Annotated in this window: 19 protein-coding genes; 9 read left to right on the forward strand and 10 right to left on the reverse strand. The window is 45.6% G+C overall.

Annotation, left to right across the window (positions count from 1 at the left end):
* Window positions 1-7: 7 nt before the first annotated feature.
* Together TW84_RS10280 and TW84_RS10285 are read right to left on the reverse strand one after the other, a co-directional pair.
* Window positions 8-1063 (reverse strand): formylglycine-generating enzyme family protein, encoded by a 1056-nt coding sequence (locus tag TW84_RS10280; RefSeq protein ID WP_045975551.1) that lies wholly within the window; start codon window positions 1061-1063, stop codon window positions 8-10.
* A gap of 155 nt (window positions 1064-1218) precedes the next feature.
* Window positions 1219-2289 (reverse strand): formylglycine-generating enzyme family protein, encoded by a 1071-nt coding sequence (locus tag TW84_RS10285; RefSeq protein WP_045975552.1) that lies wholly within the window; start codon window positions 2287-2289, stop codon window positions 1219-1221.
* Window positions 2290-2669: 380 nt separating this feature from the next.
* Between TW84_RS10285 and TW84_RS10290 the strand changes: the two genes are divergently transcribed.
* Together TW84_RS10290 and TW84_RS10295 are read left to right on the forward strand one after the other, a co-directional pair.
* Window positions 2670-3029, forward strand: a complete 360-nt coding sequence (locus TW84_RS10290; RefSeq protein ID WP_052707912.1) for a hypothetical protein — start codon at window positions 2670-2672, stop codon at window positions 3027-3029.
* 616 nt (window positions 3030-3645) lie between these two features.
* Window positions 3646-5163, forward strand: coding sequence for a hypothetical protein (locus TW84_RS10295; RefSeq protein ID WP_157634030.1), 1518 nt, complete (start codon window positions 3646-3648; stop codon window positions 5161-5163).
* A 94-nt stretch (window positions 5164-5257) separates the two neighbouring features.
* Here the strand turns inward: TW84_RS10295 and xthA are convergent, their stop codons facing one another.
* Entirely contained in the window at window positions 5258-6064 is an 807-nt protein-coding gene (gene xthA / locus TW84_RS10300) for an exodeoxyribonuclease III (RefSeq protein ID WP_045975554.1), read from the reverse strand.
* A 223-nt stretch (window positions 6065-6287) separates the two neighbouring features.
* On the opposite strand from xthA, the gene TW84_RS10305 reads away from it, so the two are divergent.
* Entirely contained in the window at window positions 6288-8405 is a 2118-nt protein-coding gene (locus TW84_RS10305; RefSeq protein ID WP_045975555.1) for a methyl-accepting chemotaxis protein, read from the forward strand.
* A gap of 34 nt (window positions 8406-8439) precedes the next feature.
* Here the strand turns inward: TW84_RS10305 and TW84_RS10310 are convergent, their stop codons facing one another.
* From TW84_RS10310 to dinG, 5 genes are read right to left on the reverse strand one after another with little or no spacing between them, the layout of a single operon-like run.
* A complete protein-coding gene (locus tag TW84_RS10310) occupies window positions 8440-9552 on the reverse strand; it encodes a ribosomal protein uL16 3-hydroxylase (protein WP_045975590.1) in 1113 nt (370 codons plus the stop codon).
* 20 nt (window positions 9553-9572) lie between these two features.
* A complete protein-coding gene (gene rsmS / locus TW84_RS10315; RefSeq protein ID WP_045975556.1) occupies window positions 9573-9737 on the reverse strand; it encodes a pleiotropic regulatory protein RsmS in 165 nt (54 codons plus the stop codon).
* A gap of 1 nt (window position 9738) precedes the next feature.
* Window positions 9739-10287: a primosomal replication protein gene (locus tag TW84_RS10320; protein WP_045975557.1), complete on the reverse strand. Its 549-nt coding sequence runs from the start codon at window positions 10285-10287 to the stop codon at window positions 9739-9741.
* On the reverse strand, window positions 10284-11063 hold the full coding sequence (locus tag TW84_RS10325; protein ID WP_045975558.1) for a sulfite exporter TauE/SafE family protein: 780 nt from the start codon (window positions 11061-11063) through the stop codon (window positions 10284-10286). Before TW84_RS10325 ends, TW84_RS10320 begins: the two co-directional genes overlap by 4 nt.
* Window positions 11064-11081: 18 nt before the next feature.
* Window positions 11082-13154: an ATP-dependent DNA helicase DinG gene (gene dinG, locus TW84_RS10330; RefSeq protein ID WP_045975559.1), complete on the reverse strand. Its 2073-nt coding sequence runs from the start codon at window positions 13152-13154 to the stop codon at window positions 11082-11084.
* 518 nt (window positions 13155-13672) lie between these two features.
* On the opposite strand from dinG, the gene TW84_RS10335 reads away from it, so the two are divergent.
* Both TW84_RS10335 and TW84_RS10340 read left to right on the forward strand, forming a co-directional pair.
* Window positions 13673-14710 carry a porin gene (locus TW84_RS10335; RefSeq protein WP_045975560.1) on the forward strand — a complete coding sequence of 346 codons (1038 nt, stop codon included), beginning with the start codon at window positions 13673-13675 and terminating at the stop codon, window positions 14708-14710.
* Window positions 14711-14784: 74 nt separating this feature from the next.
* Complete coding sequence (locus TW84_RS10340) at window positions 14785-15450, forward strand: DUF2057 family protein (protein WP_052707913.1); 666 nt, start codon at window positions 14785-14787, stop codon at window positions 15448-15450.
* Between the two features lie 48 nt (window positions 15451-15498).
* Here TW84_RS10340 and bioA read toward each other — a convergent pair whose 3' ends face one another.
* Window positions 15499-16776: an adenosylmethionine--8-amino-7-oxononanoate transaminase gene (gene bioA, locus TW84_RS10345; protein WP_045975592.1), complete on the reverse strand. Its 1278-nt coding sequence runs from the start codon at window positions 16774-16776 to the stop codon at window positions 15499-15501.
* Between the two features lie 134 nt (window positions 16777-16910).
* Between bioA and bioB the strand changes: the two genes are divergently transcribed.
* From bioB to bioD, 4 genes are read left to right on the forward strand one after another with little or no spacing between them, the layout of a single operon-like run.
* The gene (gene bioB / locus TW84_RS10350; protein WP_045975561.1) at window positions 16911-17963 is read left to right on the forward strand and encodes a biotin synthase BioB; all 1053 of its coding nucleotides are present in this window, start codon (window positions 16911-16913) and stop codon (window positions 17961-17963) included.
* Complete coding sequence (bioF, locus tag TW84_RS10355; protein WP_045975562.1) at window positions 17950-19095, forward strand: 8-amino-7-oxononanoate synthase; 1146 nt, start codon at window positions 17950-17952, stop codon at window positions 19093-19095. Before bioB ends, bioF begins: the two co-directional genes overlap by 14 nt.
* A complete protein-coding gene (bioC, locus tag TW84_RS10360) occupies window positions 19095-19898 on the forward strand; it encodes a malonyl-ACP O-methyltransferase BioC (protein ID WP_045975563.1) in 804 nt (267 codons plus the stop codon). Before bioF ends, bioC begins: the two co-directional genes overlap by 1 nt.
* Window positions 19895-20581 carry a dethiobiotin synthase gene (gene bioD, locus TW84_RS10365; protein ID WP_045975564.1) on the forward strand — a complete coding sequence of 229 codons (687 nt, stop codon included), beginning with the start codon at window positions 19895-19897 and terminating at the stop codon, window positions 20579-20581. Before bioC ends, bioD begins: the two co-directional genes overlap by 4 nt.
* A 64-nt stretch (window positions 20582-20645) precedes the next feature.
* Here bioD and TW84_RS24860 read toward each other — a convergent pair whose 3' ends face one another.
* On the reverse strand, window positions 20646-20813 hold the full coding sequence (locus TW84_RS24860) for a hypothetical protein (RefSeq protein WP_167336328.1): 168 nt from the start codon (window positions 20811-20813) through the stop codon (window positions 20646-20648).
* Window positions 20814-20885 lie beyond the last annotated feature (72 nt).

Consider the following 20885-nt stretch of genomic DNA (forward strand, 5'->3'; position numbering starts at 1 on the left):
ATCGTTTCTATTGAGCTGGAGATGGTTGTTGTAAAGCGCAGCGAAAGCTGACCGAGACATAGTATCTTTTTTGAATTGGTACATGATGGATGCGAGCAAAAGTCATGGTAACGCCAGCAGCGTCTCTTAACACTTTCTCTGTGCCAGTCTCTGGTCCCTGTGGATTATGCTCGGGTGAGTTAATGTAATAATCGGGCGAGTACCAATCATTGACCCACTCACTGACCTGATTAGACATGCCATAGACGCCGAGAGGGTTAGGTGGGAATGTATCTACATCTTCTATGCCTGTCGAGGCATTCGCCTGAGACTGGTTATACTCGACGTAGGAGTTTGTCGTAGGGTCGATATAGACATCTTCAGAAACTTGTCGATAGCCATTATTGGTGGCGAAATAAGTTTTTTGTCCGCGGCTTCTGGCGGCATATTCCCACTGGGCTTCTGTTGGTAAATCGAACGGCAACCCACTCATAGAGCCAAGCCACTGACAATAGTCTTTCGCTTCCTGCCATTCTTTTGTGGAGGCTGGGTTATCTTTACGTTTCGTCGTGAGTATCTGGTAGCGCTCAGAGTTTCTCTCGATATGACGCCCATCATTAGACCAATCACGAGCGACTGGCAAACTATTAATCAAACGCATCCATTCCATATCAATAAAGCGAGTTTCAAACTTTGAGATTGAGTAGGAATCCAATGTCACCTTATGCAGCTGATGAGCGCCTGTTTCTGTACTGGAGGGGGAACTTAAGCACTCAACACCCGGTGCCCAATCCATTCGCTTGACAGTACCACTGGGTACTAGGCAGGGGGCACCAAAGTCGCCCATGTCAAAACTGCCCCCCTCAACAAATATCAGTGTTTCGATAGCGCGCACCACTACGTCCGCCGCTCTTTGTCGTTGCACGTTGGTTGCATCGGGGTAGTGTTGCTCAATGTTCTTAACGATTGTATCCAACTGTTGCTGGGAAACGGTGTCACTGGTTACATGGATAACGGAACTATTGGTATTGCACGCTGCCAGTAGTGGCAGCATACACCCCAAAGCTAACCCTCTGTTTTTCATTTGTTGTTCCTTTAGTTTAATGCGCCTATTTTACGCACAAATATGCTGAGAAAACAGTTGCAAAAACACCATAAGCCCAGTGATAACGCAGGAATTTCGTAATCAAGCTTTACGCTTACCTTTATGGCTAAAACCTTGGCCCTATTGGGCCACCCTCAGTGGAGCGGCGTTGTGCTTTGTACCGCGCAGCGAAAGCTGTCTGAAATAGAGTAGTGTTCCAAAACAGGATCTTGTCCATAGCGGCCAAACGTCTTTACCGCTCCCCCATCTCGCGATACTTTCTTGTTGCCATGTTTTGGCCCCTGAGGGTTGTGCTCGGGGGAATTGAGATAATAGTCTTTTGCGTACCAATCATTTACCCATTCTCGAATTCCATTGCTCATCCCATAAATACCCAGTGGGTTGGCAGGCCAACGGCCAATATATTCCTCGCCACTGGTTTCGCTGTTGACTTCTGAAGGTAGAATATCGACATACTGGTCAGTGAGAGGGTCAAAATAATACCCTCCTGCAAGAGAGCGGTAACCGTCATTGGTGGCATAATAATAGTGCTGGCCTCGACTTCTTGCTGCGTATTCCCACTGCGCCTCGGTCGGTAAATCAAACGCTAAGCCAGAGATGTCGCCTAGCCATTGGCAGTAGTCTTTGGCTTCTTGCCACGATTTAGTATAAGTCGCTCTGGTATGCTTAAAATTATATTTCATCGCATTATGGTACTTGTCATCCGTACGTTTCATGGGTCTAGCTTGCATCGGGATGATACTGACATAGTAGGTCATTGCTGGCGGTAGCTGATTAATTTGCCGCATCCACTCCATATCTAAAAAGCTGGTTTCATATTTAGAGATCGAGTAAGAATCCAAGGTGACTTTATGTAAATGTTGCGCACCAGATAAGTTAGTAGCAAAGTTAAAACACTCAGCATCAGGGGACCAATCGAGGCGATTCTCGGTTTTACTAGGAAAATCACAATCCATTTTAAAATCGCCCATATCAAAGCTGCCACCGTCGACGAACACCATATTTTCAATCGCACGGACCACAGCTTCAGCCGCTTGTTGTTTTTGTTGTGCTGTTGCTTGCGGGTAACGGGTAGTGATGTTGGTGACAATGGTTTTGATTTGCTGCGGAGAAACCGTTTCACTAGAGAGCTGAATACTGGAGCCAGTGTTACAGGCGACCAAGACAGGCAGTGTGCCGATTAACCCTAACCATCGATTTTTCATTCGATACTCCTTGTGTTTAATGCCGCTATTTTACGCACAAACATGCTGAGAAAACAGTTGCAAAAACACCATAAGCCCAGTGATAACGCAGGAATTTCGTAATCAAGCTTTACGCTTACCCTTATGGCTAAAACCTTGTCTCTATAGGGCCATGCTCTTGGATGTTTTAAATTGCATTTCATCGCATTATGGTGCTTGTCATCGAGGTACTTATTGGTTTAGCTTAAGCACTCAGCATTAGGGAACCAATCGAGGCGCTTATCGAGCGGTGTAGGCAAATCACAATCGATTATCTAATGCCTATATTGCATAGTTTCAACTTTCTGAGGTCGATTTAGACTATGACTTCTCAACTAACACGTAAATCGTTGCGGAGTAACATGCAAAAACTAATCAAATGGTTCTCAATAATTACAATAGCGACCCTACTTGCGCTGGTTATTCTTCTCTTCACTTTGTTTAGATTTGAACAAACAGCGTCTACTCAACACCAATTGCTTGGTGAAATGTTATGGTTATCGGCTCCTGATGGAGGGGTCGGTTTCAGAATACTCGCATCAAGTCATCCGAACTATACGATTAAGATAGTGTGTAATACTCCTGATAATATTTGTGAGCAAGGTACTTACAGGTATACAGGCACGGAACTACAAGAAGTTGAAATTAGTGATATTGCCTCATATCTAGGAGAGAGTATCGGACTAGTAAATGGAGAGTTTATGGTAAAAATAAGCGACTAGAGACTGTTTATGCTGGGATGTTTGCTAAGTGGGGCACTACGTAAAACCGCGCAGAAATGTTGCTGTGACCTCAAGCAAGTGTGGCTACCACATTCGAGCCGAGCAAAGGTAAAATTTATTTTGGCGTCGACGCATACACCCCAAAGCTAACCCTCTGTTTTTCATTTGTTGTTCCTTGTGTTTAATGCGCCTATTTTCCGCATATGCAGGCTGCGTTTCAGGGTACGACTATCAGTACCCTGTTAGAGATAGGCTGCAATCCCGTCGCTTACCCCTAATTTCTCACCCAACAGCCCAATTATCGAGTCTTCCAAGTCATTAAGATGGCCTGTATATAACGCTGGTAGGACGACCTAATTTTGAGGATTAGCGAATCATTTACATCAGGTGTAAAGCTAATTGCTTGACGTATATTGCTTTATCAAGTCGATATCTTTAGGTGGTGCGTTTTGATTTTTATCATATTCATTTTCTAAGTGAGAAATCAATGAGCAATAAATACTTAACTGACATCGTTTCACAGCCAGATATAGCGCAGTACAAAAATAATCTGGTCTTAAGACTTTTGAATTCGAAAAGGCCTTTTGTGCATTACCCACCCAGTGCCAGAGGGGATATGAATGCCTATAAATACGTTGCCTTTAAAGAGGAAATGGCGCGACCGATTACGGTATTTGAATATTTTGATTCTCCTCGAGAAGGGTCTGAGCAGGAAGAATTTAATCGAAATATCCCGGCAATCAATCAGCACATCAGAGATCTTGGCTTACTCAAAGAGGGGCGGGACTATGTTTGGTTGACCACCAAGGATGTCAACGAAGTAAAAAAGCACGCGGATAAAGTCCATCATTACCAAGAGTATGACAACAACACTTATGATCGCGATATCCGCCGACAAGCGTTGCTATTCTATCAAGACAAAATCGCCAATGATCCGAGTGTCGGACAATATCTCGCCTCGAAACACATTGGGCCGGTTAGGAACAGAGAAAAGTGCCTGGTGCTATTTAACATTAACCGGCGAGCTAAAAGCGAGGTTTGGGATCCGAGAAATGAAAGGCACAGCACTTACATGCAAGCCTTTAAAGACATTGTCGAAATCATCAATGCAATGAATGCAAAAAAGCAGTTACCTATGCATGATATTGGTTTCGTGGGCAGCAAATTAACGCCAGATGAGGTCACTGAATGGCGGGAATATTGCAATAATATGGGAACCAATTTGATTGATCTGACCGATGTGATGGATGCGCCTCATGGTTTGAATCGCACTCAGCAAAGGTGCGTACATGTTGCGTTAGCGGATAACTACAAAAGTACCCTCTATTTTGGTCATCAATCTGGCGTTAATGAAGACGCGAACATCCTGCCCAGAACCAATGTGCTCAGCTTAAGTGAGTATCTCCACCTTGGGCAAATTGGCATTAGTCGGGTTGAAGCACGGTCTCAGCTGGATCCTGAGTATCAAAACGAACTGGGTATGGGCGGGGCATACAGCGCTTTTGGCAATTTTTACAGTTTGCGTAACTGTGAGTTTCTGACTTCTGACGGTGTGCTAGCGGCAATCCAGCTCAAATTGGATATGCACAAAGACAATCATATTTCTCTTGAAACGGTATGGGATGACGTTTTAGGGCGCTATGCTTGGGAGTCAGAGGTGCCTCATATCCCAAAGAAGAAGTTGGATAAGTCAGAGCCTTACGTTGTGTTTTGCAACAAGTATTATTATATCGATGACATAGAGATATCCGATGATCAGGCGGTAAAAAGGTTACTCAATCGAATCTTTGTCAGTGCTGGGGTAGATGAGAGCAAGTTCTGGGACAAGGTGGAAGATAAGGAAGCCAAAAGGGCCTATATTGAGGCGGCAGAATTATTGGTACGCCGAAAGCTGAAACACCAGCCTCAATTCACTGAACAAACGCGGGCATGGTTGGCTGACATCCTTGAGCAATTGTTTGAGAGACATGATAGTGGGTCGCCACTTTCAATCCATAAAAATAGGCTTGAAGCGCAAAATGCAGGACGCGTCATGTATACGTTGGGAGCCAATCAAATCAAACACCGCGCCATTAAAGACACCTCGTGGAGTGACTTTTGGAATTTAGTCGATACGCAATCCGAGCAAGACTAAAAACCACTGAAAGTGCATCTATCTAATAGGTTAGGTTTGGGCACAGTCAAAGGGGCGACACAAGACGTCACCCCTTGAGCTTGTTGTGTTTTGGTTATTTAAACGTCGCCCAAATCGGGGCGTGGTCCGACGGCTTTTCGATACCGCGCAGTTCGTAGTCGATGTCTGATTCGATACATTTCTCAGCAAGCTTTGGTGTCGCCAGTACTACGTCGATACGTAGCCCACGGTTGTCATCAAAACCGCGTGAGCGATAGTCAAACCACGAGAAACGATCCTCAACCTGCGGGTGAAGCTGGCGGAAAGTATCGACAAATCCCCAGTCGATTAATGTTTGCAACCATTGGCGCTCTTCTGGTTGGAAAGAGCATTTGCCTGTTTTTAACCAACGTTTGCGGTTGGGTTCGCCGATACCGATATCAGCATCTATTGGGCTGATGTTGATATCGCCCATCACGATAAGCTGCTCGTCATTGTTATGATGATCATTTAGGTAAGTCATCAAGTCTTGGTAGAACTGGCGCTTGTATGGGTACTTGGTCTCGTGGCTGATGTTGTCGCCCTGAGGAAAGTAGCCGTTAAGCACGGTGACTTTCTCGCCGTTGTCGTCTTCAAACGTCGCCATGATCATACGTTTTTGATGATCTTCGTTGTCGGTTGGAAAGCCTTTCTGAACAGAAAGCGGTGCTTTCTTACATAGCATGGCGACACCGTAGTGTGCTTTTTGACCATGGAAGTAGACTTTGTAGCCCATCGCTTCAACGTCTTCGACCGGGAAGGCTTCATCGTGCACTTTGATTTCTTGAAGGCCGATCACATCAGGTTGGTGTTTGTCGATGACCGCTTGCAATTGATGCAAGCGTGCGCGAAGACCATTGATGTTAAAGCTGATCACTTTCATTTTTATTCCTTGTTATTGAAATAATTCAACCAATTGAAATTTCCCCAGATATTACCACTTTCTTGAGTCACTACCTAAAGTTAACACTTGGTGTATTGGCATTAACATATTTGTAAACTTTCGATTGATAAATGATTGCAATATGTTGTAATTGGTCTCGAAATGTAGAATTTAGCCTTCGTTTTTGATGCGATATGAATGAGTTTGCTCATAAGGATGTACTATGCGAACCCTTTCCGTTCAATGGAAAATAACCCTTCTTGCAGGTTGTTGCCTGCTTATCACTTCTTTATCCCTGATCGGATTTTCTGTCTACAACGCAGTGACTAACCAACAACAGATTAAGGCACAAAGTGCTGAGTCTGTGATCAATAAGTCTGAGCAACTGCTTGAAACACGAGCTCAGCTCAATGCCACTGAGGTCGCTGAGTATCTCAATGAGGCCTTGTATCGAGCAGAAATGTTGGCCTCTAATGCGCTGTTTCTGAAAACCAATACGGAAGAAAATTTTGGTGACAGTGAGGAGTTACGTACCGCTTTAGATGAGATGGTACGCAGGTCGGTACTGAGTTTTGATTCGATTCATGGCGCTTATCTGGTGTTTAGACCAAACATGTTAGATGGCGAAGACAGCAACTATGTCGATGCGGAGTATGTCGGCTCAAACGAAAGAGGGCAGTTTGCCCCTTATTGGGTTACTGCTCAAAATGGCGAGAACGTGGTGTCTAATGTATTGAGCCAAGCTGACCTAGACGCGACTCAAAATAGCGAGCGTTTTTTCTGTCCACTGTCGAGCGGTGGCTCCTGTGTGAGTACACCCCGTTTGATCAATCAGGATGGTGGGCAAGTACTCGCAACGTCGATATCGGTTCCTGTCATGATCGATGATACTGTGATTGGTTTTTTTGGTATTGATTTACGCTTGGATGCGATGGCCAATATTGTCGCCGAGTCGAACAATCAGCTCTTCAATGGTAACGGCCATGTCAATATTATCAGCTTAGATGGCTCGTTGATCGCCAGTGAAGATCCTTCTGCTGCCATTGGGCAGTCGTTCAGTAGCAGTACCTTGTCGGGTGATCAGCTGACGGATCTTCTTTTCGGCCAAGAGGTTCAAACCCAGTGGAGCACTGATGGGCAGTGGTTGAGCGTATTTGCGCCTATTATGGTGGCCAATCAGACTTGGGGTGTCCTGTTCGATATGCCAAGAAGCAGTGTGTTAGCCGATGCTGAAATGCTTGATCAGACGATCAGTCATCAAGTGGAGTCTAGCGTAAAAACAGAATTGTTTGCCGGTGTGGTATTGGTCATTCTAGGGCTAGCGACGATTGCTTTGCTGGCATCTCGTTTGGTTAAGCCGATCCGTGAAGTGGTGGCAAGATTGGATGACATTGCTTCTGGTGAGGGGGATTTAACGCAGCGTTTGGAGGTTAAATCTCAAGATGAGATTGGTCATCTAGCGATCGGGTTTAACCAGTTTTTAGATAAGCTACAGTCGATTATTAGTGACGTTGTCGAAACGACGTTGCAAATTGGCACCACGACTGAGCAATCCCACGTTGCCGCGCAACAAACCCGTTCCAGTAGTGATGCTCAGTTCAAAGAGGTGGATTTGGTTGCCACGGCTTCTGAAGAGATGACACAAACAGCAGGCCTTGTGGTTCAGAACGCAGAAATTGCGGTAAGTGAAGCGGAAAAAGCTAACCATGCGGCAGACTCAGGTAAGAAGGTGATTGAGCAATCTCAAACCGAGATGGTTCGTTTGGTTGAGAGAATGACGGCGGCGGTCCCGGTGGTGGAAGAATTGGCGAGAAACAACGCCAATATCACTGAGATCCTGACGGTCATTGAAGGCATTTCAGAACAAACGAATCTACTGGCGTTAAACGCAGCGATTGAAGCGGCGCGAGCGGGTGAACAAGGGCGTGGTTTCGCTGTCGTCGCCGATGAGGTTCGCGGTCTAGCCAGTCGCACACAGTCTTCGGTTGGTGAGATTCGTCAGGTGATTGAGAATGTTCAGCAAGGCACGCAAGATGTGGTGAATGCTATTCAGGATGGCAATAACCTTGCCAACGATTCTGCGCAGCAAGTGGAAAGAGCGGTCTCACAACTGAACCAGGTCTTTGATGCGATTGCCTCTATTAATGATATGAATTCACAAATAGTGAAGGCCGCGGAAGAACAGCAATCGGTCTCAGGAGAAGTCAACCAGAGTGTCAGTAACATCCGTGATCTGAGTGCTCAAATCTTATCGCAAGCAGAAGAGTCTGAAACGGTCAGCACCCAAATCGGTACGCTTTCACAAAGGCAGCAACAACTGGTCAGTCAATTTAAAGTGTAACGTAAAGGGCCTCTTAATGAGGCCCTTTTGCTGACTAATCTAGATACCAGTATCCGAGATTAACCAGTGTCGTTAGAAGCTGCAGTTGTGGGTCAGATAACTGGCCGTCGATGTGTTGCAACTCGATTGACTCTTGATTGCATAACAGATCGGCAAGATGCGGTGACTCAACGGAATAGGCTTCGCCGTTTATGTACACGTGAGCAGGTTGATTTTGATGGTACAGAGCACGTAGGCCCGAGACTTTACGCACACTGCCTAGCGATTCGAGGTGGTTATAGATTTCCTGGGTGTTGAGCGGTGCTTCAGGTTCAACGATATCGAGCTGGTGGCGAGATTGGCTGAGCATGCTCCCCATGAATTCACGGATGTCGGACTCTGATTGCAGAGCCGATCTTAGCATCGACGTTAGTTTGTCTAAGTCTGTGCTGAGGATCTCACCGTACTGATGCTGAGGTTTCATCTCTGGGTTGTGCAGGTGCACATCGCCTTTTTCGTTGGCGAGTATATAGTCAGCGAAGTTGCTCAGCAGCTCTTGTTCTTTTGGTGAACGAAAGCCCATCGAGTAGCTCATGCTTGGTTCTAGCGTATCCCCTTCATGAGGGAACCCTGGTGGGATATAGAGAATGTCGCCGGGTTCTAGGACTTGATCTATGATCGCATCAAACCCTTCAATCTGACGTAAAGCACCAGCCTGAATCGATTCTTTATATTGTCCTTTATCGAGAGCGCCAACGCGCCAGCGACGTTGCCCGCTGCCTTGAATGATGAATACATCATATTGGTCGATGTGGGGGCCGACGCCGCCTTGAGGTGCTGAAAAGCACACCATGAGATCATCAAATAGCCAATTCGGTAGTTGTTTAAAAGGCTCTATGAGTTGTGCGGCGCCAAGGTGCCAATGGTTGCAGGCTTGAACGACCAATTGCCAGTGGGATTCTGGCAGGTTTTCAAACAGAGAATCGTCAAAAGGGCCGTGTTGCGCTGACCACTGACCGTCGGCGTTAGCAATGTAGCGTGAATCGACCTCTTCTTCCATCGCAAGCCCGGCTAACTCGTCTGGAGAAATTGGATCAACAAAATCACTAAAACCAGCTTTAATGACCGTGGGTTTTTTGTGCCAGTATTGAGCCAGAAACTCAGCCATGTCGAAACGCAATGAATAGCTCACGAGTTAGACTCCACTTTTTGCTTCAAATCAGACTCGACTATTTTTATTGCTGCGAGAGCAACGTGAGGATCGATCTCGTTACTTTCGATCAGATAAATCAGATCAACGGCGAGTTTAATTTCATCTGGAGCACTCTCCAGACCGGTTGAGTTCGATGACATATTACTGATTCCGTTCTTTATAGGTGATCTGTTTTTCGATTTTGATTTTAGCCTGCTGGCATCTCTGTAAACGCCGACGAGCCGATTGCAATGTCTGGGCTGCGAAGGACTTGTCTTTGGGGGGGGCGCATTTGTGTTGCGATTCTTTCTCTTGAACCAGTGCTTTCAGACGCTGTTCCCACTCTTGGTGTTGAGCAAGGCTTTGATACAGAGCATTGAGGCTTTGTTGGCTGAACGATTTTCTGATCGGCTCGTTTGCTCTCAGAGATTGAGTCGCGAGCTCTCGTTTAATAGCACTGACTTGGCAAAGCAGGCGATCAGTGAGAAATTCGGCCTGTTGTGGCGTTAATGTTCCGGTTGACTGTTCGTAAAGGATCTTGTCGAGCGTCTCATGTGCTTCATGCACACATGGGGTCAATAGCTTGGACTGGCAGCGAAATAGCTTTTTATCAAATCGATCGTCATGGTGTTCACCTCCATTGGCGTCGAGTTGGGCGGCATCTTGCTCTAACTGTTCTAAAAGTGGCGATAGCTGGCTAAATGGATTCATAAGTTGACAAACCAAGCTTCATAGGCAAGTTTAACGGCCAATATACTGACTACCGTAACAAAGACAGGGCGAATAAACTTGGCGCCAAATCGAATGGCGGAATGGGCCCCAACAAAGGCACCAGCCATGAGGCATATACCCATGGTGAGCCCTAGCACCCAATCAATGTGACCTAAGATGGCAAAGGTGACCAGCGACGTAAAATTACTGGTAAAGTTCATCGCCTTCGATAAGCCAGATGCTAACAAGATATTGAGTCGATATAAGGCCATCGAACTGACGGTCCAAAACGCGCCTGTCCCTGGTCCTGCCACCCCATCATAAAAACCTATGCTGAAGCCTTGGATGTATTGCTTCTTATTGAATTTAGGGCAAGGTTGTGGCATTTCGTTGCTATTTGAGTGTGGTGTTTTATGCCAGATGGTATAAATCGCCGCCAGTAGTATGATGATGGGCAGAATTTTTTCCAGCCACTCGGTACTAATAAGATCAACCACCAGTGTACCGAGCGTGGCCCCGACTAATGTTGCGATAAAGGCCCGTCCCCAACAGTGAGGTTTGAATAGGCGTTTTTTGTAATAGGTCACCGCGGCTGTTGAAGAAGCAAAAGTGGCGGCGAGCTTGTTGGTCCCCAAGGCGATATGAGGGGGCAAGCCCAATGAGAGTAGAGCGGGCACTGTGAGCATACCACCTCCACCGGCGACAGCGTCGATAAAGCCTGCAACAAAGGCAACCAAGGCTAACACCACCAACATTGACGGTTCAAAAAATTCCATACAGTGTCTTAATTCTAGTTATTCGATGATACGTTTAAATGGCGGTAATGAGTCGAGTAGTGCCTTTCCATATCGCTTTGTGACAATACGGCGGTCAAGGATGATGACTGTACCAGAATCGCGCTCTTTACGCAGCAGTCGCCCGACGGATTGAATCATTTTTTTGCTCGCTTCAGGTACAGTAATCTGCATAAAAGGATTACCACCTTTACTTTCGATGTATTCTGCATGGGCTTGCTCAACTGGAGACGTCGGCACTGCAAAAGGTATTTTGGTGATGATCAGGTTTTCCAACAACTCTCCGGGGAGGTCAAGCCCTTCGGAAAAGCTACCCGTGCCGAATAGAATGCTGGTTTTCTGACATTGAACCAAGGTTTTATGTTTTTTTAGGATTTCGGAGCGAGACTCCTTACCTTGTACCTGTAGTTCCCAACCTTTTTTTATAAAATATGACGATAAGGCATCCGTGACCTGATTCATTTGCCAGTACGATGAAAATAAGACTAGGTTAGCTTTGTTCTCAACGATGAGTTCTGGTAAACGATCGACCAAGTGTTCCGTGAACTGAGGAGCTTGAGGTTCGTAACTCATTTTAGGCACACGAAGCTCAGCTTGATTCTGGTAGTCAAACGGGGAAGCCAGTGCGAGGAATTTTACACCATCTTCGGGCTTTTCACTGATACCGGCTTGTCGACAGAAGAAACTAAAGGAGTTTAGTGCTCTCATGGTGGCTGACACAAGGACAGCACCAATGCATCGACTCCATAGCTGTTGATCCAATTGCCAACCCACTTCTAATGGGGAGACATTGACAACGAAGTCTCCTTCACGTTCCGGAGCCACTTCTAACCATCTTGCGAGGGGGGCACCTTTTTCTCGCGCAGGTTCTGCCATGAGATTCCAGACCTGAGCCAGGTTATCCATTCTCTGTATGTAGAAGCCCAGTTCTGCCAGAGCTGGTTCCGCTAGTCGATTAGCCAGTTCGCCTTCTTTGACTCGCTCTGCGATCAGGTCGGCAATTTTGGCGACGGCTTGTGCACTTTTTTGTGTGACGATTTTTAGCTGTTTGGACTCTTCCTCGAGCCAAGTCGGCAAATCGCCATTTTCGAATCGATAACAGCCATCTTCGAACTGATCCGCATCAAAGCGGCTGGCAAGTTGAGTCAGTGAGGGAATCAACTGCTGAACGGCATCTTGCAGATCGTTGCGAAAGCGGCCGACGCGCTTTTCATCTGCAAGGTTAGCAAATTTGGTTACAGACTGATTTAAACGCTCAAGCCAACTGGCGGCACCTTTCAAACTCGCGGCTGCCGAGGAGTGATCTCGCGCCACATGGGGTAGGTGATGGGCTTCATCAAATACGTAAATCGTATTTTCGGGTTCTGGAAGAATAACGCCGCCGCCGAGGTCGGCGTCAGCCATCACTAAGCTATGGTTGGCAATAATGACATCGGTTTTGTCTAACTCTGAACGTGCTTTTTGGAACGGACAATCGCGATGAGCAGGCATACTGTTGTTACAGCTATGTTTGTCACTGACGATTGACTGCCATATGTCATCTGGGATGGGTTTAGGCCAAGAGTCTCGATCACCATCCCATTTATTCTGTGCCAGCCTGTTGTACATCAGCTCGAGTTGCTCGATGTCTTTGCGCTTTGGTTTGCTGTCGAACATCGCCATTTGCCCGCCATCCGCGCCACAAGCCGAGGCGAGCTTCTCCGCGCAACAATAACGTTGCCTTCCTTTAGCCAGTATGAAAGAAAACTCTCGCTCAACCAATCTTCTATATAGAGGGAGGTCTTTGTTGATCAATTGTTCTTGTAACGCCACCGTGGCGGTTGAAATGACCACCTTACGATTGTTGAGCAACGCTACCGGGATCGCTGCCATAAGATAAGAGAGTGACTTTCCTATGCCTGTTCCAGCTTCTGCGACAATCATGCGTGTGGATTTGTGATATTCACCACATAAAGTTTTAGTAATTTCTGCAACGAGATAGTTCTGAGCTCGACGAGGTACGAAATTATCCAGCTGAGATTGTAAATTTTGATAACTGGTACGAATGATTTGCTGGATTTTACTGGTTGTCATACGGATGCCTTCAGTTTGGGAAAGCGATGTTATCACATTTTTTAAAACGGTAAGTAGTTCACGAAATGATAGCTTTTCATATAAAATCTAGATCTCGTTCACAAAAAAAAACTGAACCTTCATAAACTTAGCTCATATTTTTTGATCTAAAAATATATCTCTTCATAAGTGTTTTTTGTGTAGATAAAAACTCTGCCTGTTAACTCTTGATTAACTGTTTTTAGCTTATTATATCGCTAAAGTGTTTTTTTCTTTTTAATGATAATTTAGTTAGTTTGATTACAACTTGTTCTAAAATCTGTTTTGCATATGGTTAAGTTATTGTAATTGTTGGGTTTAATGTTTTTTTATTTGTTTTATTTATACCATTTGACAGTGAAGAGATTCTTTTGCAATCTAGACCCCGAAATTTAGTGGCGACAACATCTGACCAGTAAGAGTTCAGAGTTGTCATCAAAAAACATAAAGGGAACCGGATAAGGATTTCCCTATTTCTATAGAAAAGGCAGTGGATTATTATGAAAAAGACTCTAGTAGCTCTTTCAGTTCTAGCGGCAGCAGCAAACGTAAATGCAGCTGAAATTTACTCTACAGATGCTTCTAAAGTATCTCTAAAGGGTGAAGTAGATGCGTTCGTAACTACGACTGACATCAACAACGGTACTACTACAACTGAAACTGATCCAAACGTATCAGTTTACGGTAAAATCGTTGTAGATGCTGAGCACAAAGTTAGCGACACTCTAACTAGCTTCACTTCTTTCGAAATTGAAAACAAAGTATACAAGAACGCAGACGCTGACTCTAAAGCGTACTTCGACGACCTATACATCGGTGTTAAAACTGACACTTGGGGTATCGCAGTTGGTGAAGTTGGCGACCTAGCTGAGTCTCTAGACGCAATCGAAAAAGGTGATATCACTAACGAAGGTAACTTCTTCGGTTCTGCAGGTGGTCACCGCGCTGAGTCAGACGGTAACGGTATTGTTTTCAAATCTGAGCTTACTGAAGGCCTAGTATTCGTTGCAGACCTAAACACTGAGATTAACGATAAAATCGACAACACTTACGGTGTGTCTCTAGATTGGGCTATCAACGACATGTTCTCTGTAGGTGCTTCTTACCTATCAGGCGAGCAAGCTGAAAACATCGATTACTCTGTAGGCGGTATCTCTGCTTCTGCTGAAGTAAGCGGCTTCTACTTTGCAGCAACTGTCGCTGAGTTCGAAGGTGTTAACTCTTGGGGTCTATTCGATGACACTACAGATTACTTCGACGGTACAGCTTACGGTGTAGCTGCATCTTACACAATCAACAAAACTCGTCTATACACTACATACGACGTAATGGACCTAGATGAGAAACAAGTTGCTGGTTCAGGTAATGTTGACGCAAAAGGCGACATGACAAACCTAGTTGTTGGTGTCGACTACGCTCTACTAGACAACGTTACTATCTTTGGTGAATACGAAGCTGCAGATACTTCTGATGACTTCGCAGCAGGCGCTAACCAAGACGGTGACACATTCACTCTTGGTGCATACTACACATTCTAATTGCTAGTCATTTAGAATAGTCTAAAGCCAACGCGTAAGCGTTGGCTTTTTGTTATTTAAAAAGGAAATACCACGTGAACAAAACAAAACCTCTATTTCTGGCTGTACTGGCGACTGCTATTTCTCTACCTTCCATGGCGCTTGATTTGGATTTAGGCAGTGGTATTTCAGCAGAAGTACTGAATGGCAAAACAGTCAAAGACGAAAACTACGAGCTGGTCAAAGGTGACAACCAGTTTGTCTTTGAATTTAGTGGCAAACTGAAAGATGGCCACAAGCGAGAATATTATTCTTCACGCCCATATATTGTGACTTTGGACTTGGAGAGTGCTGATATGTTGAAAGTAGAGTTGGTGTCAAATAAGTACAGTGCCATTGAAAGAAAGGTTAATAATCGCCAACCAATTTTTAAGTTTACGATTGATGGTAAAACCATCGCTGATACCCAAGAAATGCTGCCACCTGCTGAAGGCACTTTCCCATACTCAAATATTCCGGCGTTAGTGGATACGTACAATAAAGAGCGTGGACTGGTGTTCGATTCTGGAAAAGTCGTTGAGCTAAAAGAAGAGTTAGCCAAATTAGAGCAAAGCCAACCTCTTGCTTCGGGCGAAAGAAAAACTACCACGATTGCAGGTGTTACTGAGTCAGAAAATACCTTACAACTAAAACTCTGGTATCTGCGCGCAAGCGATGAAGATCGCAAGAACTTCAAGCGCTGGATGATCGATCAAGACTAATTTGAATTAAAAAGGCTTCCATTTGGAAGCCTTTTTAATATTCAGTATTCAATCAAAGCAGTCAGGCTCTAGTAACGTACTCTCAATCGCATTCACGAGTGTTTCGATGTGTTTAGGCTGGCTGATCAATGGTGGCATCATATAGATAAGCTTGCCAAAGGGACGGATCCACACCCCTTGTTCAACAAATTGTTGTTGGATTTTTTCCATATTCACAGGCCGTGTTGCCTCAACGACGCCAATGGCGCCTAGCCATCTCACATCAGCGACTAAGTCATATTGTTTTAACCTCGGCAGCAACTCACCAAAGGCCGATTCGATTTGCTGTGTTTGATGCTCCCAATGACCCGTTTCAAGTAATTCTAAGTTTGCTGCCGCCACAGCGCAGGCGAGCGGGTTACCCATAAAAGTTGGTCCGTGCATAAAGCAGCCCGCTTCACCGCCACACACAGTGTCGGCGACGTGTTTTGAGGCGAGAGTGGCTGACAATGTCATGTATCCTCCTGTCAGCGCTTTGCCAACACATAGAATATCGGGCTCGATTTGCGAATGTTCACAGGCGAACATTTTACCTGTTCGCCCAAACCCTGTAGCGATCTCATCAAGTATTAATAGCACACCATACTTATCGCATAACTGGCGTACGCCTTTTAGAAAGTAGGGATGGTAAATGCGCATCCCACCGGCGCCTTGAACAATGGGCTCAAGGATCACGGCGGCGATTTCGTTGTGATGAGCTTCCAGTTTAGCGGTGAAATCATCCAGATCGGATTCATCCCACTCCTGATGAAAGCCAGTTCGCGGCGAGTCGGCAAAGATGTGCTCCGGAAGGAAGCCCTTATAAATCGAATGCATTGAGTTATCTGGGTCTGTCACTGACATTGCGGCGAAGGTATCACCATGATAGCCGTCTCTAAGGGTCAAAAACTTAGGACGTGTTTTTCCTTTTGCATGCCAATACTGAAGGGCCATTTTGAGGCTCACTTCGACGGCCACGGAGCCTGAATCGGCCAAAAATACATGTTCAAGACTACTGGGAGTCAGTGATAGGAGTTTTTTGCACAGGTTAATCGCAGGCTCGTGAGTGATGCCGCCAAACATCACGTGTGACATTTTTCCTATTTGTTGGTGAGCCGCTTCGTTGAGAGCAGGATGATTGTAGCCGTGAATAGCTGACCACCAAGAAGACATGCCATCAACGAGTGCTCTACCATCTTCGAGCTGTAAATAGACCCCATTGGCTGAGGCCACGGGGTAGCAGGTCAGAGGTGTTAGTGTCGAAGTATAGGGGTGCCATATATGGCGACGGTCAAACTCGAGATCCATCGATGTTTGTTTAACATTGAGTTGATTCATTATTAATCACATGTAAACATTTGAATTTTAATTGTGTTGACAGTTTACCTCGCGTCGGTAGACTAGCCAAGTCTAGAAACTAACAATAATAGTAAGGAATACAAGTGGAAGTACGTCATAACTGGACCGTGTCTGAAGTACGCGAGCTAATGGCAAAGCCGTTTATGGATCTTCTTTTTGAAGCGCAGCTAGTCCATCGCCAGCATCAACAACACAACTACGTACAGGTCAGTACGTTACTTTCCATTAAAACAGGTGCATGTCCTGAAGATTGTAAGTACTGTCCGCAGAGTGCTCGCTATCAAACCGATATCGAAAAAGAACGCTTGATGGAAGTGGAGCGAGTGCTAGATGCTGCACAAAAAGCCAAAAATGCGGGTTCGACCCGTTTTTGTATGGGGGCGGCTTGGAAAAACCCTAAGGCTCGTGACATGCCGTATTTGACCGAAATGATCCAGGGGGTAAAAGGTATGGGTCTTGAGACCTGTATGACTCTCGGTATGCTCACGCCGGAGCAAGCGACGGAATTAGCAGATGCGGGTTTGGATTATTACAACCATAATCTTGATACCTCTCCTGAGTTTTACGGCAGTATTATCACGACACGTACCTACCAAGATCGTTTAGATACCTTGTCTCACGTGCGTGACGCCGGTATGAAAATCTGCTCTGGTGGGATCATAGGTATGGGAGAAAGTGCCAACGATCGTGCTGGACTGTTGGTAGAGTTAGCCAACTTACCTACTCATCCCGAAAGCGTCCCTATCAACATGTTGGTCAAAGTTAAAGGAACACCACTTGAAGAGGTTGAAGATGTTGAGCCATTTGATTTTATTCGTCTTATCGCTGTTGCGCGTATTTTGATGCCAAAATCAGCAGTGCGCTTGTCAGCGGGGCGCGAAAATATGAATGAACAGATGCAGGCTCTGTGCTTTATGGCTGGAGCCAACTCGGTGTTCTATGGATGTAAACTGTTGACAACGCCCAACCCTTCGGAAGACAAAGATATGCAGTTATTTACCAAGCTGGGTATCAACAGCCAAGAAGTCTCTCAGCGGCCAGATGAGATTGAAGAAAATGATCTGCTTGATCGTGTCGTTGAGCGTATCGCTGCTCGTCCAGAGAAGGATGATCTTTTCTACGATGCCAGTGTTTAACGACCGTGTTCGCCAATCCCTGAATCTCAGGAAGCAGCAGGGATTGGAACGCCGCCTTCGTATTATTGAATCGGGTAATAGTGCTGAGTTACTGTTTGAAGGCAAACCCTATGTGAACTTTTCCAACAACGACTACTTGGGCTTAGCTGCCGAGAAAAGCCTAGTGGCAGCTTGGCAGCGTGGTTTGGATTTATATGGCAGTGGAAGCGGTGCCTCTCCACTTGTTACAGGATACTCAAAAGCCCATCTAGAATTAGAAGCTTCTCTCTGTGACTGGTTAGGTTATGAACGTGCAATATTGTTCAGTTCGGGGTTCTCAGCGAACCAGGCATTGCTCTTTAGCCTGCTAGACAAAGATGACCTTCTGATTCAAGACAAGCTGAATCATGCCTCGCTGATGGAAGCCGGTATGCTCTCTTGTGCGACAATGAAACGTTTTCGACACAATGATTCTGCGCATTTGCAAGAGCTTATGCAGCGAAGTGCTTTAGTCGTTACCGAAGGCGTATTCAGTATGGATGGTGATCTGGCGCCTCTAAAGGACATACACAAAGTGACACAAGGCTTGTCATGGTTAGTGGTTGATGACGCCCATGGTATCGGTGTGTTGGGCGATCAAGGCAGAGGCAGCTGTGAAAAGGCGGGAATCCGCTCAGATCTGCTTGTTGTGACTTTTGGTAAAGCGTTAGGAGTTTCAGGGGCCGCGATTATGTGCAGCAAAGAAATCGGGGACTATTTAACCCAGTTTGCTCGTCACCATGTTTATTCGACGGCAATTCCTCCTTCCCAAGCGTTTGCATTAATACACGCGATTGATATGACACGAAAGCAAGATTGGCGACGAGAGAAGCTTCAAGAACTGCAACAAGAGTACCAGCGGTGTTTTTCTTCGTTTAAAGGTTACGTAGAGACACCCACACCAATAAAACCCCTGCTAATCGGTGACAGTCAGCCTGCGCTTAACGTTGCCGAATCAGTAAGGCAATCGGGTTGTTGGCTGACTGCGATCAGGCCACCAACGGTCGCCAAAAACTCAGCAAGGCTAAGAGTGACGCTCTCTGTAAATCACTCTGTGCAACACGTACGAAAATTGGCGAACATCCTAGAGAGTGCAATAGAAAAGGAATGTTAATGGAACAAGCGACCTTGATGCATGATAGTTGGCAGCAAGACAAATCCGCCATCGCTGAAGCGTTTGGTAAAGCGGCATGCACCTACGATAATCACGCTGCTTTTCAAAGAGAAGTTGGAGAACGTTTATTAGCAAAACTCCCCCAAGATCTGGGGGGTAAAACCGTGCTCGATCTGGGTTGTGGCACTGGGTATTTTTCAGAGAAACTCCGCAATCGAGGAGCTATGGTCATTTGTTGTGATTTGTCACCGTCAATGTTGGACAAAGCGCAACAACGGTGTGGCTTTGAGAGAATGGCTTACCGCCAAGGTGATGCTGAGTTCTTACCATTCGATGACCGCTCAATCGATTATGTGTTTTCTAGCTTGGCATTGCAGTGGTGTGATGATTTGTCACGCCCTTTACGCGAAATACGTAGGGTATTAAAGCCTCACGGCAAAGCGTACTTTTCCACCCTATTAGACGGATCGCTGAAAGAGTTAAAGAGTGCTTGGGGTGAAGTGGATGCATATCAACACGTCAACGATTTTATCAGCAGCAATCAGGTAAAAATTGCGTTAGCGCAATCTGGCAATCACCGCAATCATCTAGACTTGCCTACCATGATAGTTTGGTATGATACTGCGTTCGCCTTAATGCGTGACTTAAAGGGCATTGGCGCTAACCATGTTAATGGTCGTTCTGATGGTCTAACCCACCGTAGTGCACTACTTAAAGTCGAGCGAGCGTATCGACAGTTCAAAAACCATCAAGGTCTTCTGCCTGCCACTTATCAGGTTTGTTTAGGGGTTATACATCTATGATTGATGCATTTTTTATTGCTGGTACGGATACCGATGTTGGTAAAACAGTCGCTTCAAAGGCAATTCTTAACGCTTTAGCGCAAAAGGACTTAAAAACGATTGGCTATAAGCCTGTTGCGGCCGGTTGCGAAAAAACGCAACAAGGCTATCGCAACTCGGATGCTTTGTATTTGCAAAAAGCATCGACCGTTGACGTCGCTTATGATGAGGTCAATCCATACGCTTTGGCTTTGCCCGCTTCACCGCATATTGCTGCTCAGCATGACGGCATTGACATTCAATATTCAGTGTTGAGTGAAAAATTAGCAGGTCATAAACAGAAAGCGGATGTGGTTTTGGTTGAAGGAGCAGGAGGATGGCGCGTACCAGTGTCAGAATCTGATTGTCTTTCAAGCTGGGTGCAGCAAGAAAGTTTGCCTGTCATACTAGTGGTAGGCATCAAGTTAGGATGTCTTAGCCATGCGATGCTAACAGTGGATGCGATTAAAGCAGACGGTTTATCCTTGGTAGGCTGGGTTGCGAATCGAATTAACCCTGGTACTGAACACTATGCTGACATTATACAAATGTTGGAACAGAAGATTGGCGCTCCCAAATTGGGGGAAATCCCTTACGTGCCAGGTGTCAAACAAAAAGACTTAGCCAGATATATTGATGTTTCTACTCTTGTTGGCGAAGAGTAGTGTTTATCTGACCAAAATAGAAAGGCTGCCAATGGCAGCCTTTACTTTATCTAAATTTTGACGATTACTTGTCTTGGTGCAAGCCCATCAATGCTTGCTGGGTATCCGAGATGCGTTGTTGCGCTTGTTGCTCTGAAGATATACCAAGTTGCTGCTTTGCTTCTTCCTCTGAAATACCAAGGTGGCAGCATAGTAGGTCAATAGCCATTTGATAGTTGTTAGTTTCAACCATGATTTTGTCCTTTTCACACATGGGTATTGTATTCTGAGTACAATCTAGCACGCTGTCGTCTAGGTACAATAA

It is taken from the genome of Vibrio neptunius, from assembly GCF_000967495.1.
Lineage (GTDB): Bacteria > Pseudomonadota > Gammaproteobacteria > Enterobacterales > Vibrionaceae > Vibrio > Vibrio neptunius.

Coding starts and splice junctions, on each gene's coding strand:
- TW84_RS10335 (WP_045975560.1), top strand. CDS start 13,673: ATGAAAAAGACTCTAGTAGCTCTTTCAGTTCTAGCGGCAGCAGCAAAC.
- TW84_RS10280 (WP_045975551.1), bottom strand. CDS start 1,063: ATGAAAAACAGAGGGTTAGCTTTGGGGTGTATGCTGCCACTACTGGCA.
- TW84_RS10320 (WP_045975557.1), bottom strand. CDS start 10,287: ATGAATCCATTTAGCCAGCTATCGCCACTTTTAGAACAGTTAGAGCAA.
- TW84_RS10310 (WP_045975590.1), bottom strand. CDS start 9,552: ATGGCTGAGTTTCTGGCTCAATACTGGCACAAAAAACCCACGGTCATT.
- dinG (WP_045975559.1), bottom strand. CDS start 13,154: ATGACAACCAGTAAAATCCAGCAAATCATTCGTACCAGTTATCAAAAT.
- TW84_RS10325 (WP_045975558.1), bottom strand. CDS start 11,063: ATGGAATTTTTTGAACCGTCAATGTTGGTGGTGTTAGCCTTGGTTGCC.
- TW84_RS24860 (WP_167336328.1), bottom strand. CDS start 20,813: ATGGTTGAAACTAACAACTATCAAATGGCTATTGACCTACTATGCTGC.
- bioD (WP_045975564.1), top strand. CDS start 19,895: ATGATTGATGCATTTTTTATTGCTGGTACGGATACCGATGTTGGTAAA.
- bioF (WP_045975562.1), top strand. CDS start 17,950: ATGCCAGTGTTTAACGACCGTGTTCGCCAATCCCTGAATCTCAGGAAG.
- TW84_RS10295 (WP_157634030.1), top strand. CDS start 3,646: ATGAATGCCTATAAATACGTTGCCTTTAAAGAGGAAATGGCGCGACCG.
- TW84_RS10290 (WP_052707912.1), top strand. CDS start 2,670: ATGCAAAAACTAATCAAATGGTTCTCAATAATTACAATAGCGACCCTA.
- rsmS (WP_045975556.1), bottom strand. CDS start 9,737: ATGTCATCGAACTCAACCGGTCTGGAGAGTGCTCCAGATGAAATTAAA.
- TW84_RS10305 (WP_045975555.1), top strand. CDS start 6,288: ATGCGAACCCTTTCCGTTCAATGGAAAATAACCCTTCTTGCAGGTTGT.
- TW84_RS10285 (WP_045975552.1), bottom strand. CDS start 2,289: ATGAAAAATCGATGGTTAGGGTTAATCGGCACACTGCCTGTCTTGGTC.
- bioC (WP_045975563.1), top strand. CDS start 19,095: ATGGAACAAGCGACCTTGATGCATGATAGTTGGCAGCAAGACAAATCC.
- xthA (WP_045975554.1), bottom strand. CDS start 6,064: ATGAAAGTGATCAGCTTTAACATCAATGGTCTTCGCGCACGCTTGCAT.
- bioA (WP_045975592.1), bottom strand. CDS start 16,776: ATGGATCTCGAGTTTGACCGTCGCCATATATGGCACCCCTATACTTCG.